Annotated in this window: 21 protein-coding genes and 1 tRNA gene; 12 read left to right on the top strand and 10 right to left on the bottom strand. The window is 51.6% G+C overall.

The window, feature by feature from the left end; translation table 11 throughout:
* Positions 1-7: 7 nt before the first annotated feature.
* Positions 8-928, bottom strand: a complete 921-nt coding sequence (locus KE531_08830; GenBank protein ID MBR9953711.1) for an AEC family transporter — start codon at positions 926-928, stop codon at positions 8-10.
* Positions 929-940: 12 nt separating this feature from the next.
* A complete protein-coding gene (locus KE531_08825; protein MBR9953710.1) occupies positions 941-2104 on the bottom strand; it encodes a M20 family metallopeptidase in 1164 nt (387 codons plus the stop codon).
* Positions 2105-2312: 208 nt separating this feature from the next.
* Here KE531_08825 and larE point away from each other — a divergent pair, with 208 nt between their 5' ends.
* The gene (larE, locus tag KE531_08820; protein ID MBR9953709.1) at positions 2313-3920 is read left to right on the top strand and encodes an ATP-dependent sacrificial sulfur transferase LarE; all 1608 of its coding nucleotides are present in this window, start codon (positions 2313-2315) and stop codon (positions 3918-3920) included.
* A gap of 48 nt (positions 3921-3968) precedes the next feature.
* Here the strand turns inward: larE and KE531_08815 are convergent, their stop codons facing one another.
* Both KE531_08815 and KE531_08810 read right to left on the bottom strand, forming a co-directional pair.
* Positions 3969-4253 (bottom strand): hypothetical protein, encoded by a 285-nt coding sequence (locus KE531_08815; GenBank protein MBR9953708.1) that lies wholly within the window; start codon positions 4251-4253, stop codon positions 3969-3971.
* Positions 4250-4447 carry a hypothetical protein gene (locus tag KE531_08810; protein ID MBR9953707.1) on the bottom strand — a complete coding sequence of 66 codons (198 nt, stop codon included), beginning with the start codon at positions 4445-4447 and terminating at the stop codon, positions 4250-4252. The genes KE531_08815 and KE531_08810 overlap by 4 nt, the downstream gene beginning before the upstream one ends.
* 254 nt (positions 4448-4701) lie before the next feature.
* Here KE531_08810 and KE531_08805 point away from each other — a divergent pair, with 254 nt between their 5' ends.
* Together KE531_08805 and KE531_08800 are read left to right on the top strand one after the other, a co-directional pair.
* Positions 4702-5193: a YbaK/EbsC family protein gene (locus tag KE531_08805; GenBank protein MBR9953706.1), complete on the top strand. Its 492-nt coding sequence runs from the start codon at positions 4702-4704 to the stop codon at positions 5191-5193.
* Positions 5190-6389, top strand: coding sequence for a metallophosphoesterase (locus tag KE531_08800; GenBank protein ID MBR9953705.1), 1200 nt, complete (start codon positions 5190-5192; stop codon positions 6387-6389). The genes KE531_08805 and KE531_08800 overlap by 4 nt, the downstream gene beginning before the upstream one ends.
* 6 nt (positions 6390-6395) lie before the next feature.
* Here the strand turns inward: KE531_08800 and KE531_08795 are convergent, their stop codons facing one another.
* Positions 6396-6824 (bottom strand): hypothetical protein, encoded by a 429-nt coding sequence (locus KE531_08795; protein MBR9953704.1) that lies wholly within the window; start codon positions 6822-6824, stop codon positions 6396-6398.
* Positions 6825-7116: 292 nt separating this feature from the next.
* Here KE531_08795 and KE531_08790 point away from each other — a divergent pair, with 292 nt between their 5' ends.
* Entirely contained in the window at positions 7117-7980 is an 864-nt protein-coding gene (locus KE531_08790) for a YitT family protein (protein MBR9953703.1), read from the top strand.
* Positions 7981-8381: 401 nt separating this feature from the next.
* On the opposite strand, the gene KE531_08785 is transcribed toward KE531_08790, so the two are convergent.
* Positions 8382-8454 (bottom strand) — tRNA-Lys (locus KE531_08785).
* Positions 8455-8686: 232 nt separating this feature from the next.
* Between KE531_08785 and KE531_08780 the strand changes: the two genes are divergently transcribed.
* On the top strand, positions 8687-9064 hold the full coding sequence (locus tag KE531_08780; GenBank protein MBR9953702.1) for a DUF2200 domain-containing protein: 378 nt from the start codon (positions 8687-8689) through the stop codon (positions 9062-9064).
* A 28-nt stretch (positions 9065-9092) separates the two neighbouring features.
* Here KE531_08780 and trxA read toward each other — a convergent pair whose 3' ends face one another.
* From trxA to trmB, 3 genes are read right to left on the bottom strand one after another with little or no spacing between them, the layout of a single operon-like run.
* Entirely contained in the window at positions 9093-9410 is a 318-nt protein-coding gene (gene trxA / locus KE531_08775; protein ID MBR9953701.1) for a thioredoxin, read from the bottom strand.
* 12 nt (positions 9411-9422) lie between these two features.
* Complete coding sequence (locus KE531_08770; GenBank protein ID MBR9953700.1) at positions 9423-9569, bottom strand: hypothetical protein; 147 nt, start codon at positions 9567-9569, stop codon at positions 9423-9425.
* Positions 9570-9613: 44 nt separating this feature from the next.
* Entirely contained in the window at positions 9614-10282 is a 669-nt protein-coding gene (gene trmB / locus KE531_08765) for a tRNA (guanosine(46)-N7)-methyltransferase TrmB (protein MBR9953699.1), read from the bottom strand.
* A 251-nt stretch (positions 10283-10533) separates the two neighbouring features.
* On the opposite strand from trmB, the gene KE531_08760 reads away from it, so the two are divergent.
* Positions 10534-11370 (top strand): SH3 domain-containing protein, encoded by an 837-nt coding sequence (locus tag KE531_08760; protein MBR9953698.1) that lies wholly within the window; start codon positions 10534-10536, stop codon positions 11368-11370.
* Between the two features lie 78 nt (positions 11371-11448).
* Here KE531_08760 and KE531_08755 read toward each other — a convergent pair whose 3' ends face one another.
* The gene (locus KE531_08755; GenBank protein ID MBR9953697.1) at positions 11449-12348 is read right to left on the bottom strand and encodes a LysR family transcriptional regulator; all 900 of its coding nucleotides are present in this window, start codon (positions 12346-12348) and stop codon (positions 11449-11451) included.
* Positions 12349-12504: 156 nt separating this feature from the next.
* Here KE531_08755 and KE531_08750 point away from each other — a divergent pair, with 156 nt between their 5' ends.
* The 6 genes from KE531_08750 to KE531_08725 all read left to right on the top strand — a co-directional run bounded on the left by KE531_08750 (position 12505) and on the right by KE531_08725 (position 17282).
* Positions 12505-12816: a hypothetical protein gene (locus KE531_08750; protein MBR9953696.1), complete on the top strand. Its 312-nt coding sequence runs from the start codon at positions 12505-12507 to the stop codon at positions 12814-12816.
* A 3-nt stretch (positions 12817-12819) separates the two neighbouring features.
* Positions 12820-13881 (top strand): V-type ATPase subunit, encoded by a 1062-nt coding sequence (locus KE531_08745; protein MBR9953695.1) that lies wholly within the window; start codon positions 12820-12822, stop codon positions 13879-13881.
* 16 nt (positions 13882-13897) lie between these two features.
* Positions 13898-15838 carry an ATPase gene (locus KE531_08740; GenBank protein ID MBR9953694.1) on the top strand — a complete coding sequence of 647 codons (1941 nt, stop codon included), beginning with the start codon at positions 13898-13900 and terminating at the stop codon, positions 15836-15838.
* Between the two features lie 86 nt (positions 15839-15924).
* Positions 15925-16359 (top strand): ATPase, encoded by a 435-nt coding sequence (locus KE531_08735; protein ID MBR9953693.1) that lies wholly within the window; start codon positions 15925-15927, stop codon positions 16357-16359.
* Positions 16360-16374: 15 nt separating this feature from the next.
* Positions 16375-16683 carry a V-type ATP synthase subunit F gene (locus KE531_08730; GenBank protein MBR9953692.1) on the top strand — a complete coding sequence of 103 codons (309 nt, stop codon included), beginning with the start codon at positions 16375-16377 and terminating at the stop codon, positions 16681-16683.
* A gap of 17 nt (positions 16684-16700) precedes the next feature.
* Positions 16701-17282: a V-type ATP synthase subunit E gene (locus KE531_08725; GenBank protein MBR9953691.1), complete on the top strand. Its 582-nt coding sequence runs from the start codon at positions 16701-16703 to the stop codon at positions 17280-17282.

Genomic DNA, 17282 nt, shown 5'->3' with positions numbered 1-17282 from the left:
TTCTGAACTACATATTATAAAGAAGGAATTTTTCTGCAAACAGATAAAATACCGGGACGGTCACGATGCTGAGAATCGTTGTCAGGCAGACCGTAACGACGGAAAGCCGGTAGTCCTTGTCATACTGTCTGGCAAAAATCGCAATGTTGGCGCCGACCGGCGTACAGCACGCAATCAGGACAACGGCTTTGATTTCCGTGGCTCCTGCCGGAAGCAGGCAAAAAACAATCAGCGTAACTGCCGGAATCACGATGAGGCGGATAAACGTGCACACATATGCGCTTTTTTCCTGAAACAGCTCTTTCCAGCTCATGTTCGCCAGGTAGGTTCCGAGAATAATCATAGCTAACGGCGTGTTCATGCTCCCGATGCTTCCCAGAGTGCTCACGATGATATCCGGAACCGGAACGCGAAGAACAAACAGAAGAATTCCTAAAAAGAATGCCAGCACAGCCGGATTCGTGACGATCACCTTTGCGCGGACAAACTCCCGGTTTCCTGTCATAATCAGGACGCCGTATGTCCACTGAAGAATGTTTAAAAGGGCAATGAACGCAGTAAGGTAAAAAACTGCCTCCTCGCCCATGACGGCCTGAACCAACGGGATTCCCATGAAGCCGACGTTGCAGAAAGAAGCGCCGAAGTTTTCAATCCCCCTGCGGGTTCCAAAGACCAGAAAAGAAACCGCCATGGAAATTCCAAGTGCTAAAAGCACCAGACCGACCGATATCGCCAGACCGGCAGCCTTTTCCGGTGTGTACTCCGTAATATAAGACTTAACGATAACGCACGGGATCACGACACGCAAAAGAATCGCGCCCAGATCCTTTCCGCCCTGTTCCGACAAATATCCTTTTTTCACAAGGAAAATGCCGACCAGAATCAGGAGGAACATGATGCAGATTTGTTTTAATAAGATAATCTCCATTTTGTCCTCCCGTTATAACGTGATAATGGAAGCCAGGGCCAGCTTTGCACGGGAAAACAGCGTGTCCACAACGGCATATTCATCCATGGAATGATTTTTGGCGCCTTTTACGCCCATCGAGCATACCACAGGAACGCCGCACGAAGCTGCCAGGCAGGAATCAGACCAGCCGCCTACGGTCTTTGTCCTGACCTCCCCGTAGCCGATCAGCTCTGCCGCCTGCTTCACATGTTCAAACAGATGCAGGTTTGCCTCCGACACCTCCATCACCGCGCTCGGCTTTGTCATGGCAATTTCCGCCTTCGTATCCGGCACATGGGACTTTGCTGCAATTTCGCGGAGCGCTTCGATAGTGGCATCCAGACGCTTTCTGTCCTCATACCGGATGTCAATCTGGATCTGGCAGTTGGCCGGAACCGCATTGACAACCGTTCCGCCTTCGATCAGTCCCACATTCACAAGAAGGCCATGGGCATAATCGTTGAGCGCCTGCACTTCAATAATTTTGTGTGCCATCTCAAGAATTGCGCTGCGCCCGCGCTCCGGATCATTTCCCGCATGAGCGGCTACACCGGTTACTGTCATGGTGACGCGGCAAGAGCCTTTTCTGCCCACCACGAGGCTGTCGTCCAGCAGGCCGGTTTCAAAGTTGAACGCCGCCATGCATCCGTCGGAGGCACGGAGAATTTCTGCCTCTGCTGTACTCTCCCGGTGGCCGTTTTCCTCATCTCCGGCAAAGACGACGCGGATTGGATGCCTGTCATATCCGCATGCCCGAAGCGCCCGTAGAACAAAGACTGCGATCACGAGCCCGCCCTTCATATCGAGGACTCCCGGGCCGTATGCCCTGCCGTCCTCAATGCGGAAAGGATTCTTTGCAAGCGTCCCTTTCGCAAATACGGTGTCCATATGGCCAATCAGAAGAATGGCTTCCTTTTCCCCGTCCGGCTGGAATTCTCCCCGCAGGAGATTTCCCTTTTTCTCCATGGGAATCGTTTCCGTTTCTGCGCCGGACGCCTTTAACTCCTGTTCCAGGATCGCACAGACCCGGTCGACACCTTCTTTGTCGGAGTTGCCGCTCTCTGTGGAAACCAGTGTTTCCCACAGTGCCATCATTTCCTCCCGATGCATATCAATGTACTCGGAAGCAGCTTCAATCATCTTTTTTTCGTCCATTCGTAACCTCCCCTTATTTTCTGCCTGCCGGCATGATTCCTAAAGCTACTTCCCATTATACACAGGACAGGGAAAATCTCCAATAGTTTCTGGCGGATAGAGCAGGAAAAATCGCAGAGTACACTTGATGTCTGACAGGATGAACCAGTTGAAATGTTGGTACCGGAATGTTATAGTATAGGAAATTCACCAAAGAAAGGGATTATCTATGGCTTTTGATTTTTCATGGTACAAACATTTTTTTGATGCCTATGCCGCCAAATACGACCAGCATGACGGCCGCGTAGCGCTCAAAATCCTGCATACATATTCCGTCACCGCAATCATGGAGCGCCTCTGCATCATGCGGCGCGTTCCTGCACATACAAAGGAGCTGGCCATGCTCTGCGCGCTGTTCCATGACATCGGCCGTTTTGAACAGCTCCGCCAGTACGATACTTTCCTCGATCATTTAAGCTGTAATCATGCGGAAATGAGCTGTCAGATTTTAAGGGAAGAGGCGATTCTCTCAGCGCTTTCCGCCAAAGATCAGGACATGGTTCTGACTGCCGTCCGCAGCCACAATCAATATGAAATTGATCCGGCCCTCTCTGAGAATCCCAATGCAGGCGAAACCCTGGAGCTCTGCCGGCTGATTCGGGACGCTGATAAATGCGACATTTTCCGGGTTTTTGCCTGCGAGGCCATGACAGACGTCGTCGGCGCCTCCGAGGAAACCATCGCCGCTGAAACCATCACGCCTGCCGTGCTTCAGGCATTTTTCGCCCATAAAAGCGTGGATAAGAAAATCCGGAAGACGTATCTGGATTACTGGGTCGGCTTTCTCGCCTTCTTTTTCGATTTTAATTACCCGGAAAGCATCAAAATTTCGTGCGAACAGGGTTACTACCGGATGCCCTTTGACCGCACCAGATTCGTTCATAAAGAAACAAGGGAGCAGATTGACAAAATGTTTAAAGAATTGGAAAATTATATGGAAAACCGGCTGGCAGAAAGCGATTTGAACGAAAAAGAGACTATCCCGGCCTCCCTCAAAACCTTTTTTCAAAATCACCGGCGGATTGCCCTGGCTTTTTCCGGCGGCACGGATTCGGCTTACCTTCTTTACGCCGCTTCGAGATGCGGCACAGAAATGCAGGCATACTATGTCTCCACGCCGTTCCAGCCCCAGTTTGAGCTTGAGGATGCCAGGCGGCTTGCGGACATGCTCCAGGTTCCGATGAAGGTTCTGCCTTTCGATGTCCTGTCGGTTCCTGAAGTACAGAAAAATCCGTCCGACCGCTGCTATTACTGCAAGAATGTGATCTTCCGCTCCATCCTGGAGGCGGCTGAGGCCGACGGCTTTACGGAAATCATGGATGGGACAAACGCCTCTGACGATGCCGGCGACCGTCCCGGCATGCGGGCTTTAAAGGAGCTCCATGTGCTTTCACCGCTCCGGGAATGCGGCGTCACAAAAGCAAGGCTTCGGGAACTTTCCAGAAATGCCGGTTTGTTTACATGGGATAAGCCGGCTTACGCCTGCCTGGCAACCAGAGTTCCGGCAAACGTCCCGATTACCGCCGATATTCTGAAAAAAACCGAACAGGCTGAGGCTCTGCTTTCTTCCATGGGATTTACGGATTTCCGCGTGCGCGTCATGCCGGAATATCCGTCTTCCGGTGATTCTTCCCCAGCCCGGTGGGCAGCCAGACTCCAGATTACTGAGCCGCAGCTTCCTCTCTTTCTCTCTGTCCGCAGCCAGATTCATGACCGGCTTAAGGAAAACTTCAGTGCCGTCCTTCTCGATCTGAATCTTCGGACGCCTTCTTTCTAGGCTTTTTTATATGGCGCGGCGCGCCGGCTTCTGTGCGCGCCGCTCTACCTACGCCTGCTCTCCGTCCTGCGTCCGGAATCGTTCCTCCGCCTGGCTGTTCAGCCATGAAACGGCGGACTGGAGCCCTTCGTGACTGAATTCAAAATCCTGAAACGTCTTTTTTTCATCCTCCGTAGCAGAGAAAATATACGGCCCCGGCCAGACGGCTGCCTGGATCCTGTCCTGACCGTCGATTTCCTGTTTGCGGATCAGATACCGCATTTTCCGGAAGCTTCCGGTAAAAACGGCCTTCTTTAAATATGGAATGGAGACCATCCCGTCCAGATCTATCATGAAATCTCTCCTTTTTGTATTCCCTGCGGCTTTCCTGCTGTTTGTGCCGGCGTAAGCCCATATTTACTGTTATTATACCATGTTCCGATTCCGCTTTCACCATCTTTTCCAGCCATAACCTCTGCCATTCTGTACAAAATTCCCGCCGCGGTATATTTTCCGGGCATCTCGATTTTACGTAACCGTTCAGCCATGCAGACACATATGACAAAATGCTGCGTGGGAGCTTGCTCACAGAGCAGAATTTTATCATATGTGGATATAGGGCGGACGCCCGACATGAATCATTTGACGGCCAATATCATTTCTTATTGGTCGATACAATAGAATCCGTCAAATTATGAATGGTATGGCTGAACTGTTACAACTTTTCAAAGCCTCTTGTAAATTTCCATTCACAAAGCTATACTGATGGGTAGCAAAAACAATCAGATCAGGAGATGATTTTATGTCCATAGAACGCGTTCGGAATTATTTTAAGACCTGGGATATGGAGGATCGGATTCTGGAATTTCCCGTTTCTTCCGCGACCGTGGAGCTGGCCGCCCAGGCGGTCGGCTGTGAACCTGCCAGGATTGCAAAAACCCTGTCCTTCCAGCTTCCCGACGGCCCGGTTCTCATCGTAACGGCCGGAGACGCCAAGGTCGACAATGCAAAATTCAAAGGATTTTTCCACACTAAGGCGAAAATGCTGTCGCCTGAAGAAGTATCTGAAAAAATCGGCCATTCCATTGGCGGTGTCTGCCCCTTCGGCATTGAGGACGGCATCCGTGTCTATCTGGATGTCTCCCTGCGCCGCTTTAACACAGTTTTCCCGGCATGCGGAAGCAGCAACAGCGCCATTGAACTGACGCCTGCCGAGCTGGAACAGTACTCCGCCTGTCTGGAATGGGTCGATCTCTGCAAAGGCTGGCAGCCGCCGGCGGCTGAATCCGTATGATTGCTGTTTTTCTGGCGCCCTTTTACCTGCTTTTGAATTACTATGTCCTCACATGGCTTCTTGCCTGGGCCAGGGCGTGCTGCTGCACCTTTGGTTCCCTCTGGTTTCGGATCCCGGTCATTCTTCTCTATTCTTTTCTGGCCCTCAGCCCGCTAAGCAGCTTTCTCATCACGGCTGCCCCGTGGCACCGGGCTCTGAAGGTTCTTGGGAACTACTGGCTCGGCACGTTTTCTTACATTTTGCTCACGATCCTGCTGTTTGATGCGGCAAGACGGCTGTTCCGCCTTCTGGGATGGGCCGATGTCCACCCCATCCGGCCGCTGTTTTCTTCCGCGCATGCATTTCCGGCCATTGGGTTCCTGACGGTTTTCTGCATCCTCGCTGTCAGTGCCTTCGGAATTCTCCATGCCAGGCGCCTCTATGTCCGTGAATATCCGATCTGCATCGAAAAAAGCTGCGGCCTTTCGGGCCTCCGGCTGGTTCTTGTTTCCGATCTCCACCTCGGGTACAATTCTTCCGTCCGGCAGGTTCAGGATTTGGCAGAAAAAATCAACGCCGCAGAACCGGATCTTGTCTGCATCGCCGGCGACATTTTCGACAACGAATTCGATGCCATCCCATCTCCGGATGAAACGGCAGACATCCTGGCCGGTCTTCAGAGCCGTTATGGTGTTTATGCATGCTATGGGAATCATGACGTGAGTGAGAAGGTACTGGCCGGCTTTACGTTTTCCAAAGAAGGGGCGCTGAAAGAAGATCCGCGCTTTCCGGCGTTTCTTAAACAGGCTGGAATCCATGTCCTTGAAGATGAGGTGATCTGTATCGATGGGGAGTTTTATCTGGCTGGCAGAAAGGATCCTTCCAAGTCAGAAAAGGAGGGGGAAACGCGCATGTCCTTTGCCGGACTGACCGAGGGGCTTGACCGCACCAGGCCCCTGATTGTCATGGACCATCAGCCCAAAGAGCTTTCCCAGGCCGCAGCGACCGGTGTGGATCTGGATCTCTCGGGACATACCCACGACGGCCAGATCTTTCCGGGAAACCTCATGCTCCGGCTGTTCTGGGAAAACCCGTGCGGGATTGTCCGAAAAGGTTCCATGTATTCCGTCGTCACCTCCGGCGCCGGGGTCTGGGGCCCTGCCATGCGCGTCGGCACCGACAGTGAAATCCTGGTTTTAGATATCAGCTTTCATTGACGGCCTTTATTCCAGAATACCCATTTCCATGGCCGCCTCTGTCCTGCTGTCAGGAAACAGCGCAGCGACGACCTTATTTTTCATGTCCGCCGGCACTGCCGCCTCCCTGGCCCGGCGGATGGTTTCGCTTACGGCATCGCTTCCTGTCACCAGAGTAAAATAGCCGCGGTATGTATCGAAAAGCAGCCTCCGCTCATCGGTCATCTCCTCCGGATCCGCAATAAAAATCTTATAACCGCTTTCGGCGGCCAGCGCCATGCGGCCAATCTCCTTGTCGTCACGGATCATATGGAAAATAACGCCGTCCGTGTTTTCTGCCTGCCCATCTGCGCTGATGTCAAAAAGCTCTTTCTCCACCTGCTCCGTCATGCCGTCCGGGCGTACCGTGTATTCAATATCCTGTAAAACATTCTGCGGAATCTGTTCCTTTTTCATAATCATGTACCTCTTTTCTTTCCGCTTTCCTTAAAAACACCTGTATTATAGCTCTGCCATCCATGGCGTCAATTTTATGTTAATTTATTAACAATCAAACGATTTCCCGCTTTTTTATCGATCCTGTCGGAAAGTCAGGGTGTTTTAGGGCAAAACGCAGGAATTTTTTTTAATTTTCCCATTTCTTTCTCTTCTGCCGTCATAATTATGGCGATATCTCGTTGCATAATCCTGGGAAAATGTGTAAAATTATTTTATAACACCTGCCAATTTTTATCTCCAGGAGGTCACTATGTCGAATATGAAGCTCTTCCGGAAGGCAATGGACATCCTTCTGGTGCTCGTCGGAAACGTCCTCATGTCCATCGGTGTCGGTGCCTTTATTCTGCCGGCAGGACTGATGATCGGCGGCGCCACAGGAATCGGTCTCATTGTTTCCCATTATTGGGGGATTCCCGTCTCCTCTCTGGTGGCGGTCTACAACGCCGTCATGTTCCTGATCGGCGCCGTATTTCTCGGAAAACATTTTGCCGCAACCACTCTGATAAGCAGTTTCCTGTTCCCGTTCCTTTTAGGACAGATTGAGGCGGTCGTCCAGAGCCCGCTGACGTCTGATCTCCTGCTGTCTGTAATCCTGGGCGGCGTCCTGTCCGGCTTGGGAATCGGGATCGTCATCCGCGCCGGCTCTTCCACGGGCGGCAACGATATTCCGATGCTGCTTCTTAATAAAAAGCTCGGCGTCCCGATTTCTGCCGCCATGTACAGCCTGGATTTTATCATCCTCTGCCTTCAGCTTCCTTATTCCAGCCTGGAAATTGCTCTTTACAGCATCGTGCTCATCGCCACATATTCCATCATGGCAGACAAGGCCTCCACGCTTGGAAAGGGGCGGGTACAGGTACGCATCATCAGCAGCGAGCATAAGAAGATCAGCCGGGCCATTCAGGAGCAGATCGACCGCGGCGTAACGCTCTACCGAATCGAAGGCGGCTATACCAGCCAGGAGTCCTGCGAGGTCATGACGGTCGTTTCCGGGCGCGAGCTGAACCGCCTGAACCGGCTGATTATGGAAATCGACCCACAGGCATTCATCATGATTGCACATATCAATGAGGTGCGCGGGCGCGGATTTTCCTTTGGAAAAAGAGAACAGTAGACGCTTGGCCGGGCGTAAGGCTGCGGCTTTAAGGGGATTGACATTTTTTCTTTTTTGGTATAAGATAAGAGTATCCAAAAATTCAAGAAGTATCATGCATGAAAAAAGCCCCCCGCTGAGGTCTCAAACTCTGGGGGGCCTTTTTTAGGCTGGCTGCCTGACTACTTTCGATCCAGCCATTTGCAAATGTAGTATCCAGCTACACTCGCCATAATCGAAAGAAAAAATTCAAGAAGATGTACCATGCATGCACCTCCTTCCTGTTCCCAGTATAGAGGTAGGCAACGATATAATTATACAATAACTTGCCTAATTCGACAAGTTCGATTCCGTTTTGTGACTTATATAAAAGAAAAAACACCGTCCCCGCAGCTCCATGTCTGCAAAAACAGTGCTTTACCTGCGCCTTCAGGGACTCGAACCCTGGACAAATAGATTAAGAGTCTACTGCTCTACCAACTGAGCTAAAGGCGCAAACCTTATTGTTTTTTGTGTCCCTCATCTGTGACACGTCCATTATTATAGATCACAAGTCTCCAAAAGTCAACACTTATTTTCAATTTTTTTTAAACTTTTTTAAGATGAATTTTAGGAGCCGCGAAGGGCATGTATTTATGCCGGATTTCCGCGTTTCCGGCCGGCGGCCAGTTTCCGGTGGACGCTTTCCATCAGCCATGCTAAAATAGGAAAAACAGGAGGTCAGCCTATGGAAAATGAGAAAGTATATCAGATGCCCTTTGCAAAAATCTATCCCCTGCTGGTAAACAAGGCCGTGAAAAAAGGCAGGACGAAGGAAGAAGTGGACGAAATCATCCGCTGGCTGACGGGATACAGCCAGGAACAGCTGGACACCATGGCCGGCGGTTCCGTCACCTATTCCGACTTTTTCACCAACGCCCCTCAGCTCAACGAGAACCGGCGCCTCATCAAAGGCACCGTCTGCGGCGTCCGTGTAGAGTCCATAAAAGAGCCTCTCATGCAGGAAATCCGGTACCTGGATAAGCTGGTGGACGAGCTTGCTAAAGGAAAAGCCATGGAAAAAATCCTGCGGCAGCCAGATACAGATCCGGCCGGCGCCCGCTGATATCAGGGCACCGGCCGGACATACGCTTTTACAGCAGTTCCTTGATGGCGTTCTCAAGAACAGCCTTGTTCTGAACGCCGACCGTTTTCTTCACCGCCTCGCCATTCTTAAACAGAATGATGGTCGGGATTGACATGACGCCGTATTTCGCCGCGATGTCGCTGTTTTCATCCACGTCCAGCTTGCCGATCTTTACCTTGCCGTCGTACTCGGAAGCCAGCGTCTCGATGACCGGCGCCATCATCTTGCAGGGGCCGCACCAGGTGGCAAAAAAGTCTACCACAACCGGCATGTCGGATTTCAGAACTTCCGCATCAAAATTGGCGCTTGTAAATTTCATTTCCATCTTTTTTCTCCTTTACTTTTCTTTCTTTTTTCCGGAAGAGCCCAACGCCGCACTTGCTTCGTCGAACTTCTTCTTGTACTTCAAAATGGTTTGGTTAAGTTCCGTCTTATCACTGGTTGCACGGGAAAGCCCTTTTATGATTGTTTCCTTGATTCCCATGTAAGACTCCTCTGCGCGGAGCCGGATGGCTGCCGGCATTCTTTTTACTTATTATATGCAGGCGCTTCTTCCTTCATCCGGCGGGAAGCCGTCAGTTTGCAGATCGGCTTTCCCTCTGCCGCAAATTTTGTCTCATACTCGGTCATCACGTTCCCGGCCGCCATTTCACTGTGATGCAGGTCAAAGGTACACGCATCCACCGTCCAGCCAGCCGCGGGAATGGATTCCAGGGAATAGCGGAACAGATCCTGGTTGTCCGTCTTAAATTCGATGATTCCCTCCTGCTTTAAGATCTTATCATAAACTGCAAGGAACCGATCCGAAGTCAGACGGCGCTTCGCGTGACGGTCCTTGGGCCATGGATCGGAAAAGTTCAGATAAATCCTGTCCACCTCGCCGGGAGCAAAAATTTCCGCCATTTCCTGCGCGTCGATGCACATGAAAACGATGTTCGGGATCTCAAGCTCGGCCCGCTTCTGGAGCCCTCTTAACAGCACGCTGGAATAGCGCTCGATGCCGATGTAGTTGATATCCGGGTTTTTCATGGCAAGTTCCATGATGAATTTTCCCTTTCCCATTCCAACCTCAATGCGGATTGGATTGTGGTTTCCAAATACCTCATGCCAGCGCCCTTTTTGCTGCTCCGGCTCATGGATGACATAAGGGCTTGCCGCAATCTCTTCCTCTGCGCCCTTGATATGGCGTAATCTCATAATGGTTCCTCCTGGTGCTTCCTCTTGTGTGGTTTTATTCTAACATCATTGCCTTTTCTTTGCAAGAAGAGCTTTCCGCCCGCCAAGACCTCCCTGTTTCCGCCAAAAAACAGGCTCTTTCGCCCAAAAACGTCCCGCTTCGCCAGGAAAGTTTAATATTTTGTGAAATTTTGCAAAATGTTGATGCAAAATTTTACATCTTCTATTATAATAAAGATAGTGGCAGAAAATACTTTTTGGGAGGGAAACGTATGGCAAATGTAGAAAATACCAGCATTTGGGACAAGATACAGCGAAATGTCCAGGACGTAGAACGGCTTGTGGGACAGAAAAAATATAATCTGTCCATGTCCAAGGCCCGTCAGACCCTGGAATATATGGTAAAGCTTCAGTGTGATAAAGCCGGGATCGTGGAAGGCTCCCTCGAAAACATGATCCGGGAATTATATGAGACAAAATGCATTACCAAATCCACGGCCGAACATTATCTCCAAATTTTATCCATCGGCAATAAGGCCATAAAGGAGAATGACAACAGCGCATACAATGCCAACCAGGCATACCACATCCTCACGCAGGAGATCTATGCCTTTGCCAATGAAAAGGAAGCGACGCGAAGGCGTCCCGCCTCTTCCGGCAGCAGCCAGCGCCGCACTTCTGGAAGCAATGCTTCCAAGAGCCGCAGACGGCAGTCACGTTCCTCCCTGAACAGCCGGGATCTTTTAAAGCTTCTGATCCCCGTTGTCCTTGTGGTCGTTTTAATCGTGCTGATTATCACGCTCACGCCGAAAAAGGATCCCACGGATGAAACCACCACGGCGCCTACCACGACAGAGGCAGTGGAAACAGAGCCGATGCCGGCGGAGACTACCGAACCTGAGACGGTACCGGAAACCACAGCAGTCACATACAGAACCACCGATACGTTAAACGTCCGCAGCGGCCCGTCCACAACCAATGACCGGATCGGAAAGCTGGATCCTGGCGTCACTGTGGAATTTGTCCGCGACAACGGCGACGGCTGGGCCGTCATCCTGTACAATGGACAGGAAGCTTACGTTTCCATGGATTATCTCACATCCGAATAATATCTGAACCTTCAAGGCGCCGGCAAGCGAAGACCTGCCGGCGCCATTTTCGCCCTTCTTTCCAATCGCTGCCGCCTCTTACGCCGGCGCCCCCTTCTTAAAATTCTCACAGATATACTGATAAAACTCTTCAGCCACCGGCTTTTCGCCTGCCTGCCCATACAGTGTCACCAGGATATCCCGGCGGCAGGACGGAAACCGGATCGGGACAAGGGCCACCTTGCCTTCCGGCAGCATTCCCCAGGACTTTTTCGGCCAGAAGCCGATCCCAAATCCGGCGGCTATCAAATCGCGGACAGATTCCGGATTTCCACTCTCGAAAATATTCTGGGGCCTGATGCCCGCCCGGCGGCAGAAATCGTCGCAGATGCCGCGAAGCTGCCAGTTGTGGCTGATCCGGATATAGTTCTCCTCTCTCAGATCCCTTAAATCCACAGAATGCCTAGCTGCCAGCGGAGAATCCGGCGGGACGGCAAGATAGATTTCCTCCGTCATGATATCCTGGCGGATAATCCCCTCGGGAAGTTCTTCCCGGACACGGTTCCCGACTCCCGGCACCGACGGCTGCGAATAGACATGGATGTCGCACCCGCTGCCAAGCTCCTGTTGGGAAAGCTGGAATTTCACATCGGGATGGAGCCGCCGGTACGATATGATATTGCTCGTGATAAACGGCGACGCCGCGAAAAAGTTGATGCGGATGGTGCGCTCGGATGCATAAACAGACTCCCAAAGCTCATCCTTTAAATTATCAATGGTACCCATAATCACGGACAGGCGCTTTTCCAAAAGCCTTCCCTGCTCATTTAAAAGAATATGGTGGTTTTTCCTGTCAAAAAGGCGGACGCCAAGCTCGTCCTCCAGCCGGCGGATAGACTGGGAGAGCGCAGGCTGCGCCACATGAAGCTCCTCGGCAGCACGGGTCAGGTTTTCATAATGCGCTGCCTCCAAAAAATATCGAAACTGAAGTATTTCCATAGATGTCCTTTCCCTGCACCCGCAAAATAAGCCGGATGCCGATGTATATAACATCAATATTATAAGAATATAAATATTATATATTTGAAAATTATGAAGTTCAAGTTGTATATTAAAGACGGTCGTCATACATGACATCAAAAGGAAGGTTTTCTTATGAACAATATCATCAGACAGCTCTCCCAGATTGAGGCGGACACCGTGCAGATTTTAGAGCAGGGGACCGCGAGAAAGAAAGAGCTGGCGTCGGAATACGAAGAAAAAGCACGGCAGTTTGACGCGGCGCTGGAGCGGGAGACGGCAGACAGGATCGCCGCCCTGAAGGCATCCATGGAAGAAACCATGGAACACCAGCTTGAGAGCCAGAAAAAGGCGGCAGAGGACGCCGTTCGCAGGCTGGAATCCCATTATGAGTCCAGGCACCGCCGTTATACGGATCTGCTGTTTCAGAAAATAACCGAGGTATAGACCATGAAAAGCCTGTTGAATTACAGCGCAGTAACTGCAAAGGTAAAGGCCATGAAAAGCCGTTTCCTGACAGAAGAACAGTTTAAGGAGCTGGCGTTTCTGCCGGACGTGCCCTCTGCCGTGGAGTATCTGAGGAATTTTTCTGCCTACCGGGAAATATTCGAGGACTATCAGGGACAGGATCTGCACCGCGGGGACATCGAAAAGCTCTTAAACCTTTCCCTGTACCGGGATTTCGCCTCCCTGTACCGGTTTTCCGGCATCAGCCAGCGCCGGTTCTTAGATCTCTATTTCATGCATTTTGAAATTGACATCCTGAAAAAATGCCTGCGAAACGCCATGTCCAGCCGGAAATCCGAGCTGGATCTAAACATATTCGGAAACTTTTTTAAGCGGCATTCCCGGCTGGATCTTGTGGGGCTTTCCGAGGCCGCCTCGCTGCCGGAATTTGTCGAGGGATTAAGGGGATCCTATTTTTATGAACCGATGAAAGCCCTGGCTGAGACGGGGACAGCGTCCCTTTTTGACTGTGAGTCAGCCATGGACAGACTCTATTTTGTCCGGCTCTGGCGGAACCTGAAGCACGAGCTGGATGCGTCGGAACAGGATGCCGTTAGAACCTGCATCGGGGAAAAAATTGATCTTTTAAATCTGGAATGGATCGGCCGGGCGGCCAAAAACTACACGCTGCCGCCGGAAGTGCTCCGTTCCTTCCTGATCCCGGTTCACTGCCGGATCACGGAGGCCGAGCTCCTTAAAATGGCTACTGCCGGGAATGAGGCAGAGCTTCGTGAGCTTTTGGTGGCCACGCGGTACCGGAACCGGCTTTTCCGGGCCGAAGAAACCGCCGGGAACGCCTCCGGCTCGCGGTTAAAGCCCTTCTACCGCAGGCTTCTGGACTCCGTTTACAAGTCCTCGGGGCAGAAGAACCCGTACTCGGCAGCCATTCTCAACACGTACTTTTATTTTAAAGAGGAAGAAATCCGAAAGATCATCACAGCCATCGAAGGCATCCGATATCAGTTAGGCGGGAATGAAATCCTTTCCTGCCTGGCAGAAAGCTAGAAAGGGGGGATTTCGGGTGATTGAAAAAATGAAGTTTATCAGCATCTCCGGGCCGAAGGACGACTTAGACCGTATGGTAAACCAGAATCTCTCCCACTACGAGATCCAGTTTGAAAACGCCATGACGGAGCTGCGCTCTGTGGCAAAGCTTGTCCCGTATCCGGGGGAAAATCCATATAAAGAGCCGTTTGCAAGCGCAAAAAAGCTCCTTGCCCTCTATCCCGATTCCAAGGACTTCCATATAACCGGAAGCTTAAAAATTTCCGAGGCCATGGATATCATAACCGAGGCAAAAAAGGAGACGGAGAATTTTTCTTCGGAGGCGGAATCTCTGGAAAAACGCCGGAAAGAGCTTCAGGAACTGCTCGACCAGGTGCTTCTATTTAAGGAGCTGGATTTCAACATCCCGGTGATCTTAAAATTCCAGCACGTCAAGTTCCGTTTCGGCCGCATCCAGAGGGAGCTTTTCCCGCAGCTTGAGGCCTTTGCGGAAAACTCCGACGACACGATTCTCTGCAAATGCCATGAGACGGATCAGTATGTCTCGCTTTTATATTTTACGCCGTCCATCGTCTCCGAGCGCATCGACGCGGTGTTTTCCTCCATGCAGTTTGAGCGGATTTTCCTGCCGGATCAGTATGACGGGACGCCCACCGAGGAAATTTCCAGGCTGGAAAAAGAGCTTGCCGAGACGGACGCCGCCAAAAGGGAGCTGGGCAGCCGGCAAAACGCGTATCTGGCAGAGAAAAAGGACGCCTTGTTCCTTGCATTTCAGGTGTTGGAGTCCTATTATTCCAGCTTTAACGTGCGGAAGTTTGCGGCATGCACCCATGAACGGGAGCATCCGTTCTACATTCTCTGCGGCTGGATCCCGGAGAGCAGCGCCGAACGTCTCCGCGCCGAGTTAGAGCATGATCCCGACACCTTTTTTGTCATCGAAAACGACAAAGAGCACGTCACCAGCATCCCGCCGACAAAGCTCAAAAACCCGCCGTTATTCCGGCCCTTTGAGATGTTTGTGCGGATGTACGGGCTTCCGGCCTACAACGAATTTGATCCGACGCTCATCATTGCCGTCACTTACTCGATTTTCTTCGGCTTCATGTTCGGCGACCTGGGACAGGGGCTTCTGCTCTTTGCCGGCGGCCTCGCCCTTTATAAGTGGAAACGGATGGATCTGGCGGCTATCGTGTCCTGCTGCGGCTTCTTTTCCGCGATTTTCGGCCTCCTGTTCGGAAGCGTCTTCGGCTTTGAGGACATCATCGAACCGCTGTGGCTAAGACCCGCGGAGGCCATGACGAATCTTCCGTTCATCGGCCGCCTCAACACGGTCTTTATCGTCGCCATCGCCATCGGCATGGGGATCATCCTCTTTACAATGATCCTCAATATCATCAATAGCCTGCGGGCCCGCGACACGGAAAAAACCTGGTTTGACACCAACGGCCTGGCCGGGCTTATCTTCTACTTAAGCCTCGCGGTCACGGTCGTTCTCTACATGACCGGCCACGCGCTTCCGGCGACGGCGGTGTTAATCGTCATGTTTTTGGTTCCGCTGCTTTTGATCTTTTTCAAGGAGCCCCTCTCCGCAGCCGTGGAAAAACGGTCGGAAAAGGCCGCCGGTTCCTTCGGCATGTTTTTCGTCCAGGGCTTTTTCGAGCTGTTTGAAGTGCTCTTAAGCTACTTTTCCAACACGCTCTCCTTCGTCCGTGTGGGCGCTTTTGCGGTCAGCCACGCGGCCATGATGGAAGTGGTGCTGATGTTAGCCGGTGCGGAAACAGGCGACATGAGCCTGCCGGTCATCATCCTTGGAAACCTGTTTGTCTGCGGAATGGAAGGCCTGATCGTCGGCATCCAGGTTCTGCGTCTCGAATACTATGAGCTGTTCAGCCGGTTCTACCGCGGAAACGGCCGGGAATTCAAACCGTTTTATTCTGCCGGGAAAAACCGGAAATAAGGAGCAATGCGGCCGGCCTTTCCATGACCGGCACAGGAAGCTCTTACCATCCATTTAAAATACAACAACTTCAGGAGGTCATTACCATGACAGCAGCAGTAAAAATTCTTTTGGCAGCCGCTTTGATTTTAAGCATCGCAGTTCCCTTCGGCGCATTTGCCGCCGGGGAAAAGACAAAGGGCCGGTATAAGACGGCGCTCATCACAAACGCCTTCCTGTTCTTCGGGACTCTGGCCGTATCCACAGCCATCATGTTCAACGGCACGGCATTCGCCGCCGAGACGGCGGCAGCTTCCGCCGCAGGAAACACAGCCGGTTTCGGCTATCTGGCAGCCGCCCTTTCCACCGGTCTCGCCTGCATCGGCGGCGGCATTGCCGTATCCGCAGCCGCATCGGCAGCCCTCGGCGCCATCAGCGAGGACTCTTCCATCCTCGGTAAGTCCTTAATCTTCGTCGGCCTGGCCGAAGGTGTCTGCCTCTACGGCCTGATTATTTCCTTCATGATTTTAGGAAAGCTTTAATAAGGGGCTGGTTCCATGAAAATGTACTTAATCAGCGACAACATCGACACCATGACCGGTATGCGGTTAGCCGGCATCGAAGGCGTCGTCGTCCACGAAAAGGAAGAATTAAAGGCTGCTCTCCAAAATGCCCTGGCCGATAAGGAAATCGGGATTCTTCTCCTGACGGAAAAATTCGGGCGGGAATTCCCGGAAATCATCGACAACGTCCGCCTGGAACGGCGGCTTCCGCTCTTAATCGAGATTCCCGACCGCCACGGCACCGGCCGCCGGCCTGACTTTATCACATCCTATGTGAATGAAGCCATCGGCCTGAAACTGTAAAGAAAGAGGTGACTGACATGACAACAGAGGAAAAGCTCAAGCATTTTGAAGACGTCTGCACCGGCAATGCAAAAGGAAAATACGACCAGATGATCTGTGACTACACAGCGTCCTTAGAAAAGATCCAAAAAGAACACGAACAGAATTTAAAGCATCAGGCAGAGCTTGAGATCCAGGCGGAGACGGAAAAGCTCCGCCGCGACATCAACCGCCGCCTTTCCATCGCACAGATTGACATCAAGCGCCAATACAGCAAAAAGCAGGAGGAGCTGCGCGGGAAGATTTTTTCGGAGCTGCGCGACCGCCTGGCTGTCTTCATGGAATCCCCGGAATATATGGAAATGCTGGAGGCGCAGATTAAAAAGGCCAGGGACTTTGCAGACGGCGAGGAAATCCATATTTACATCGACCCGTCAGACAAATCAAAGCAGAATCTCCTTTCGCTTCACACGGGCTGCGACGTCCGCGTCAGCGAATATTCGTTCCTGGGCGGAACAAGAGCCGTGATCGCTTCCAAAAACATCCTGATCGACAATTCATTTGAAACACGGCTTAAGGAAGCAGAGGAAGGCTTCCAGTTTGTTTTAGGAGGAAACTGA

It is taken from the genome of Eubacteriaceae bacterium Marseille-Q4139 (assembly GCA_018223415.1).
In the GTDB taxonomy this organism is placed as follows: domain Bacteria; phylum Bacillota; class Clostridia; order Lachnospirales; family Lachnospiraceae; genus CABSIM01.
This window is presented reverse-complemented; position numbering and strand designations above follow the sequence as displayed.

Excerpts from the sequence above, each read along its gene's own strand:
- KE531_08830 (MBR9953711.1), bottom strand. The coding sequence starts at position 928 with ATGGAGATTATCTTATTAAAACAAATCTGCATCATGTTCCTCCTGATT.
- KE531_08825 (MBR9953710.1), bottom strand. The coding sequence starts at position 2,104 with ATGGACGAAAAAAAGATGATTGAAGCTGCTTCCGAGTACATTGATATG.
- larE (MBR9953709.1), top strand. The coding sequence starts at position 2,313 with ATGGCTTTTGATTTTTCATGGTACAAACATTTTTTTGATGCCTATGCC.
- KE531_08815 (MBR9953708.1), bottom strand. The coding sequence starts at position 4,253 with ATGATAGATCTGGACGGGATGGTCTCCATTCCATATTTAAAGAAGGCC.
- KE531_08810 (MBR9953707.1), bottom strand. The coding sequence starts at position 4,447 with ATGGCTGAACGGTTACGTAAAATCGAGATGCCCGGAAAATATACCGCG.
- KE531_08805 (MBR9953706.1), top strand. The coding sequence starts at position 4,702 with ATGTCCATAGAACGCGTTCGGAATTATTTTAAGACCTGGGATATGGAG.
- KE531_08800 (MBR9953705.1), top strand. The coding sequence starts at position 5,190 with ATGATTGCTGTTTTTCTGGCGCCCTTTTACCTGCTTTTGAATTACTAT.
- KE531_08795 (MBR9953704.1), bottom strand. The coding sequence starts at position 6,824 with ATGAAAAAGGAACAGATTCCGCAGAATGTTTTACAGGATATTGAATAC.
- KE531_08790 (MBR9953703.1), top strand. The coding sequence starts at position 7,117 with ATGTCGAATATGAAGCTCTTCCGGAAGGCAATGGACATCCTTCTGGTG.
- KE531_08780 (MBR9953702.1), top strand. The coding sequence starts at position 8,687 with ATGGAAAATGAGAAAGTATATCAGATGCCCTTTGCAAAAATCTATCCC.
- trxA (MBR9953701.1), bottom strand. The coding sequence starts at position 9,410 with ATGGAAATGAAATTTACAAGCGCCAATTTTGATGCGGAAGTTCTGAAA.
- KE531_08770 (MBR9953700.1), bottom strand. The coding sequence starts at position 9,569 with ATGGGAATCAAGGAAACAATCATAAAAGGGCTTTCCCGTGCAACCAGT.
- trmB (MBR9953699.1), bottom strand. The coding sequence starts at position 10,282 with ATGAGATTACGCCATATCAAGGGCGCAGAGGAAGAGATTGCGGCAAGC.
- KE531_08760 (MBR9953698.1), top strand. The coding sequence starts at position 10,534 with ATGGCAAATGTAGAAAATACCAGCATTTGGGACAAGATACAGCGAAAT.
- KE531_08755 (MBR9953697.1), bottom strand. The coding sequence starts at position 12,348 with ATGGAAATACTTCAGTTTCGATATTTTTTGGAGGCAGCGCATTATGAA.
- KE531_08750 (MBR9953696.1), top strand. The coding sequence starts at position 12,505 with ATGAACAATATCATCAGACAGCTCTCCCAGATTGAGGCGGACACCGTG.
- KE531_08745 (MBR9953695.1), top strand. The coding sequence starts at position 12,820 with ATGAAAAGCCTGTTGAATTACAGCGCAGTAACTGCAAAGGTAAAGGCC.
- KE531_08735 (MBR9953693.1), top strand. The coding sequence starts at position 15,925 with ATGACAGCAGCAGTAAAAATTCTTTTGGCAGCCGCTTTGATTTTAAGC.
- KE531_08730 (MBR9953692.1), top strand. The coding sequence starts at position 16,375 with ATGAAAATGTACTTAATCAGCGACAACATCGACACCATGACCGGTATG.
- KE531_08725 (MBR9953691.1), top strand. The coding sequence starts at position 16,701 with ATGACAACAGAGGAAAAGCTCAAGCATTTTGAAGACGTCTGCACCGGC.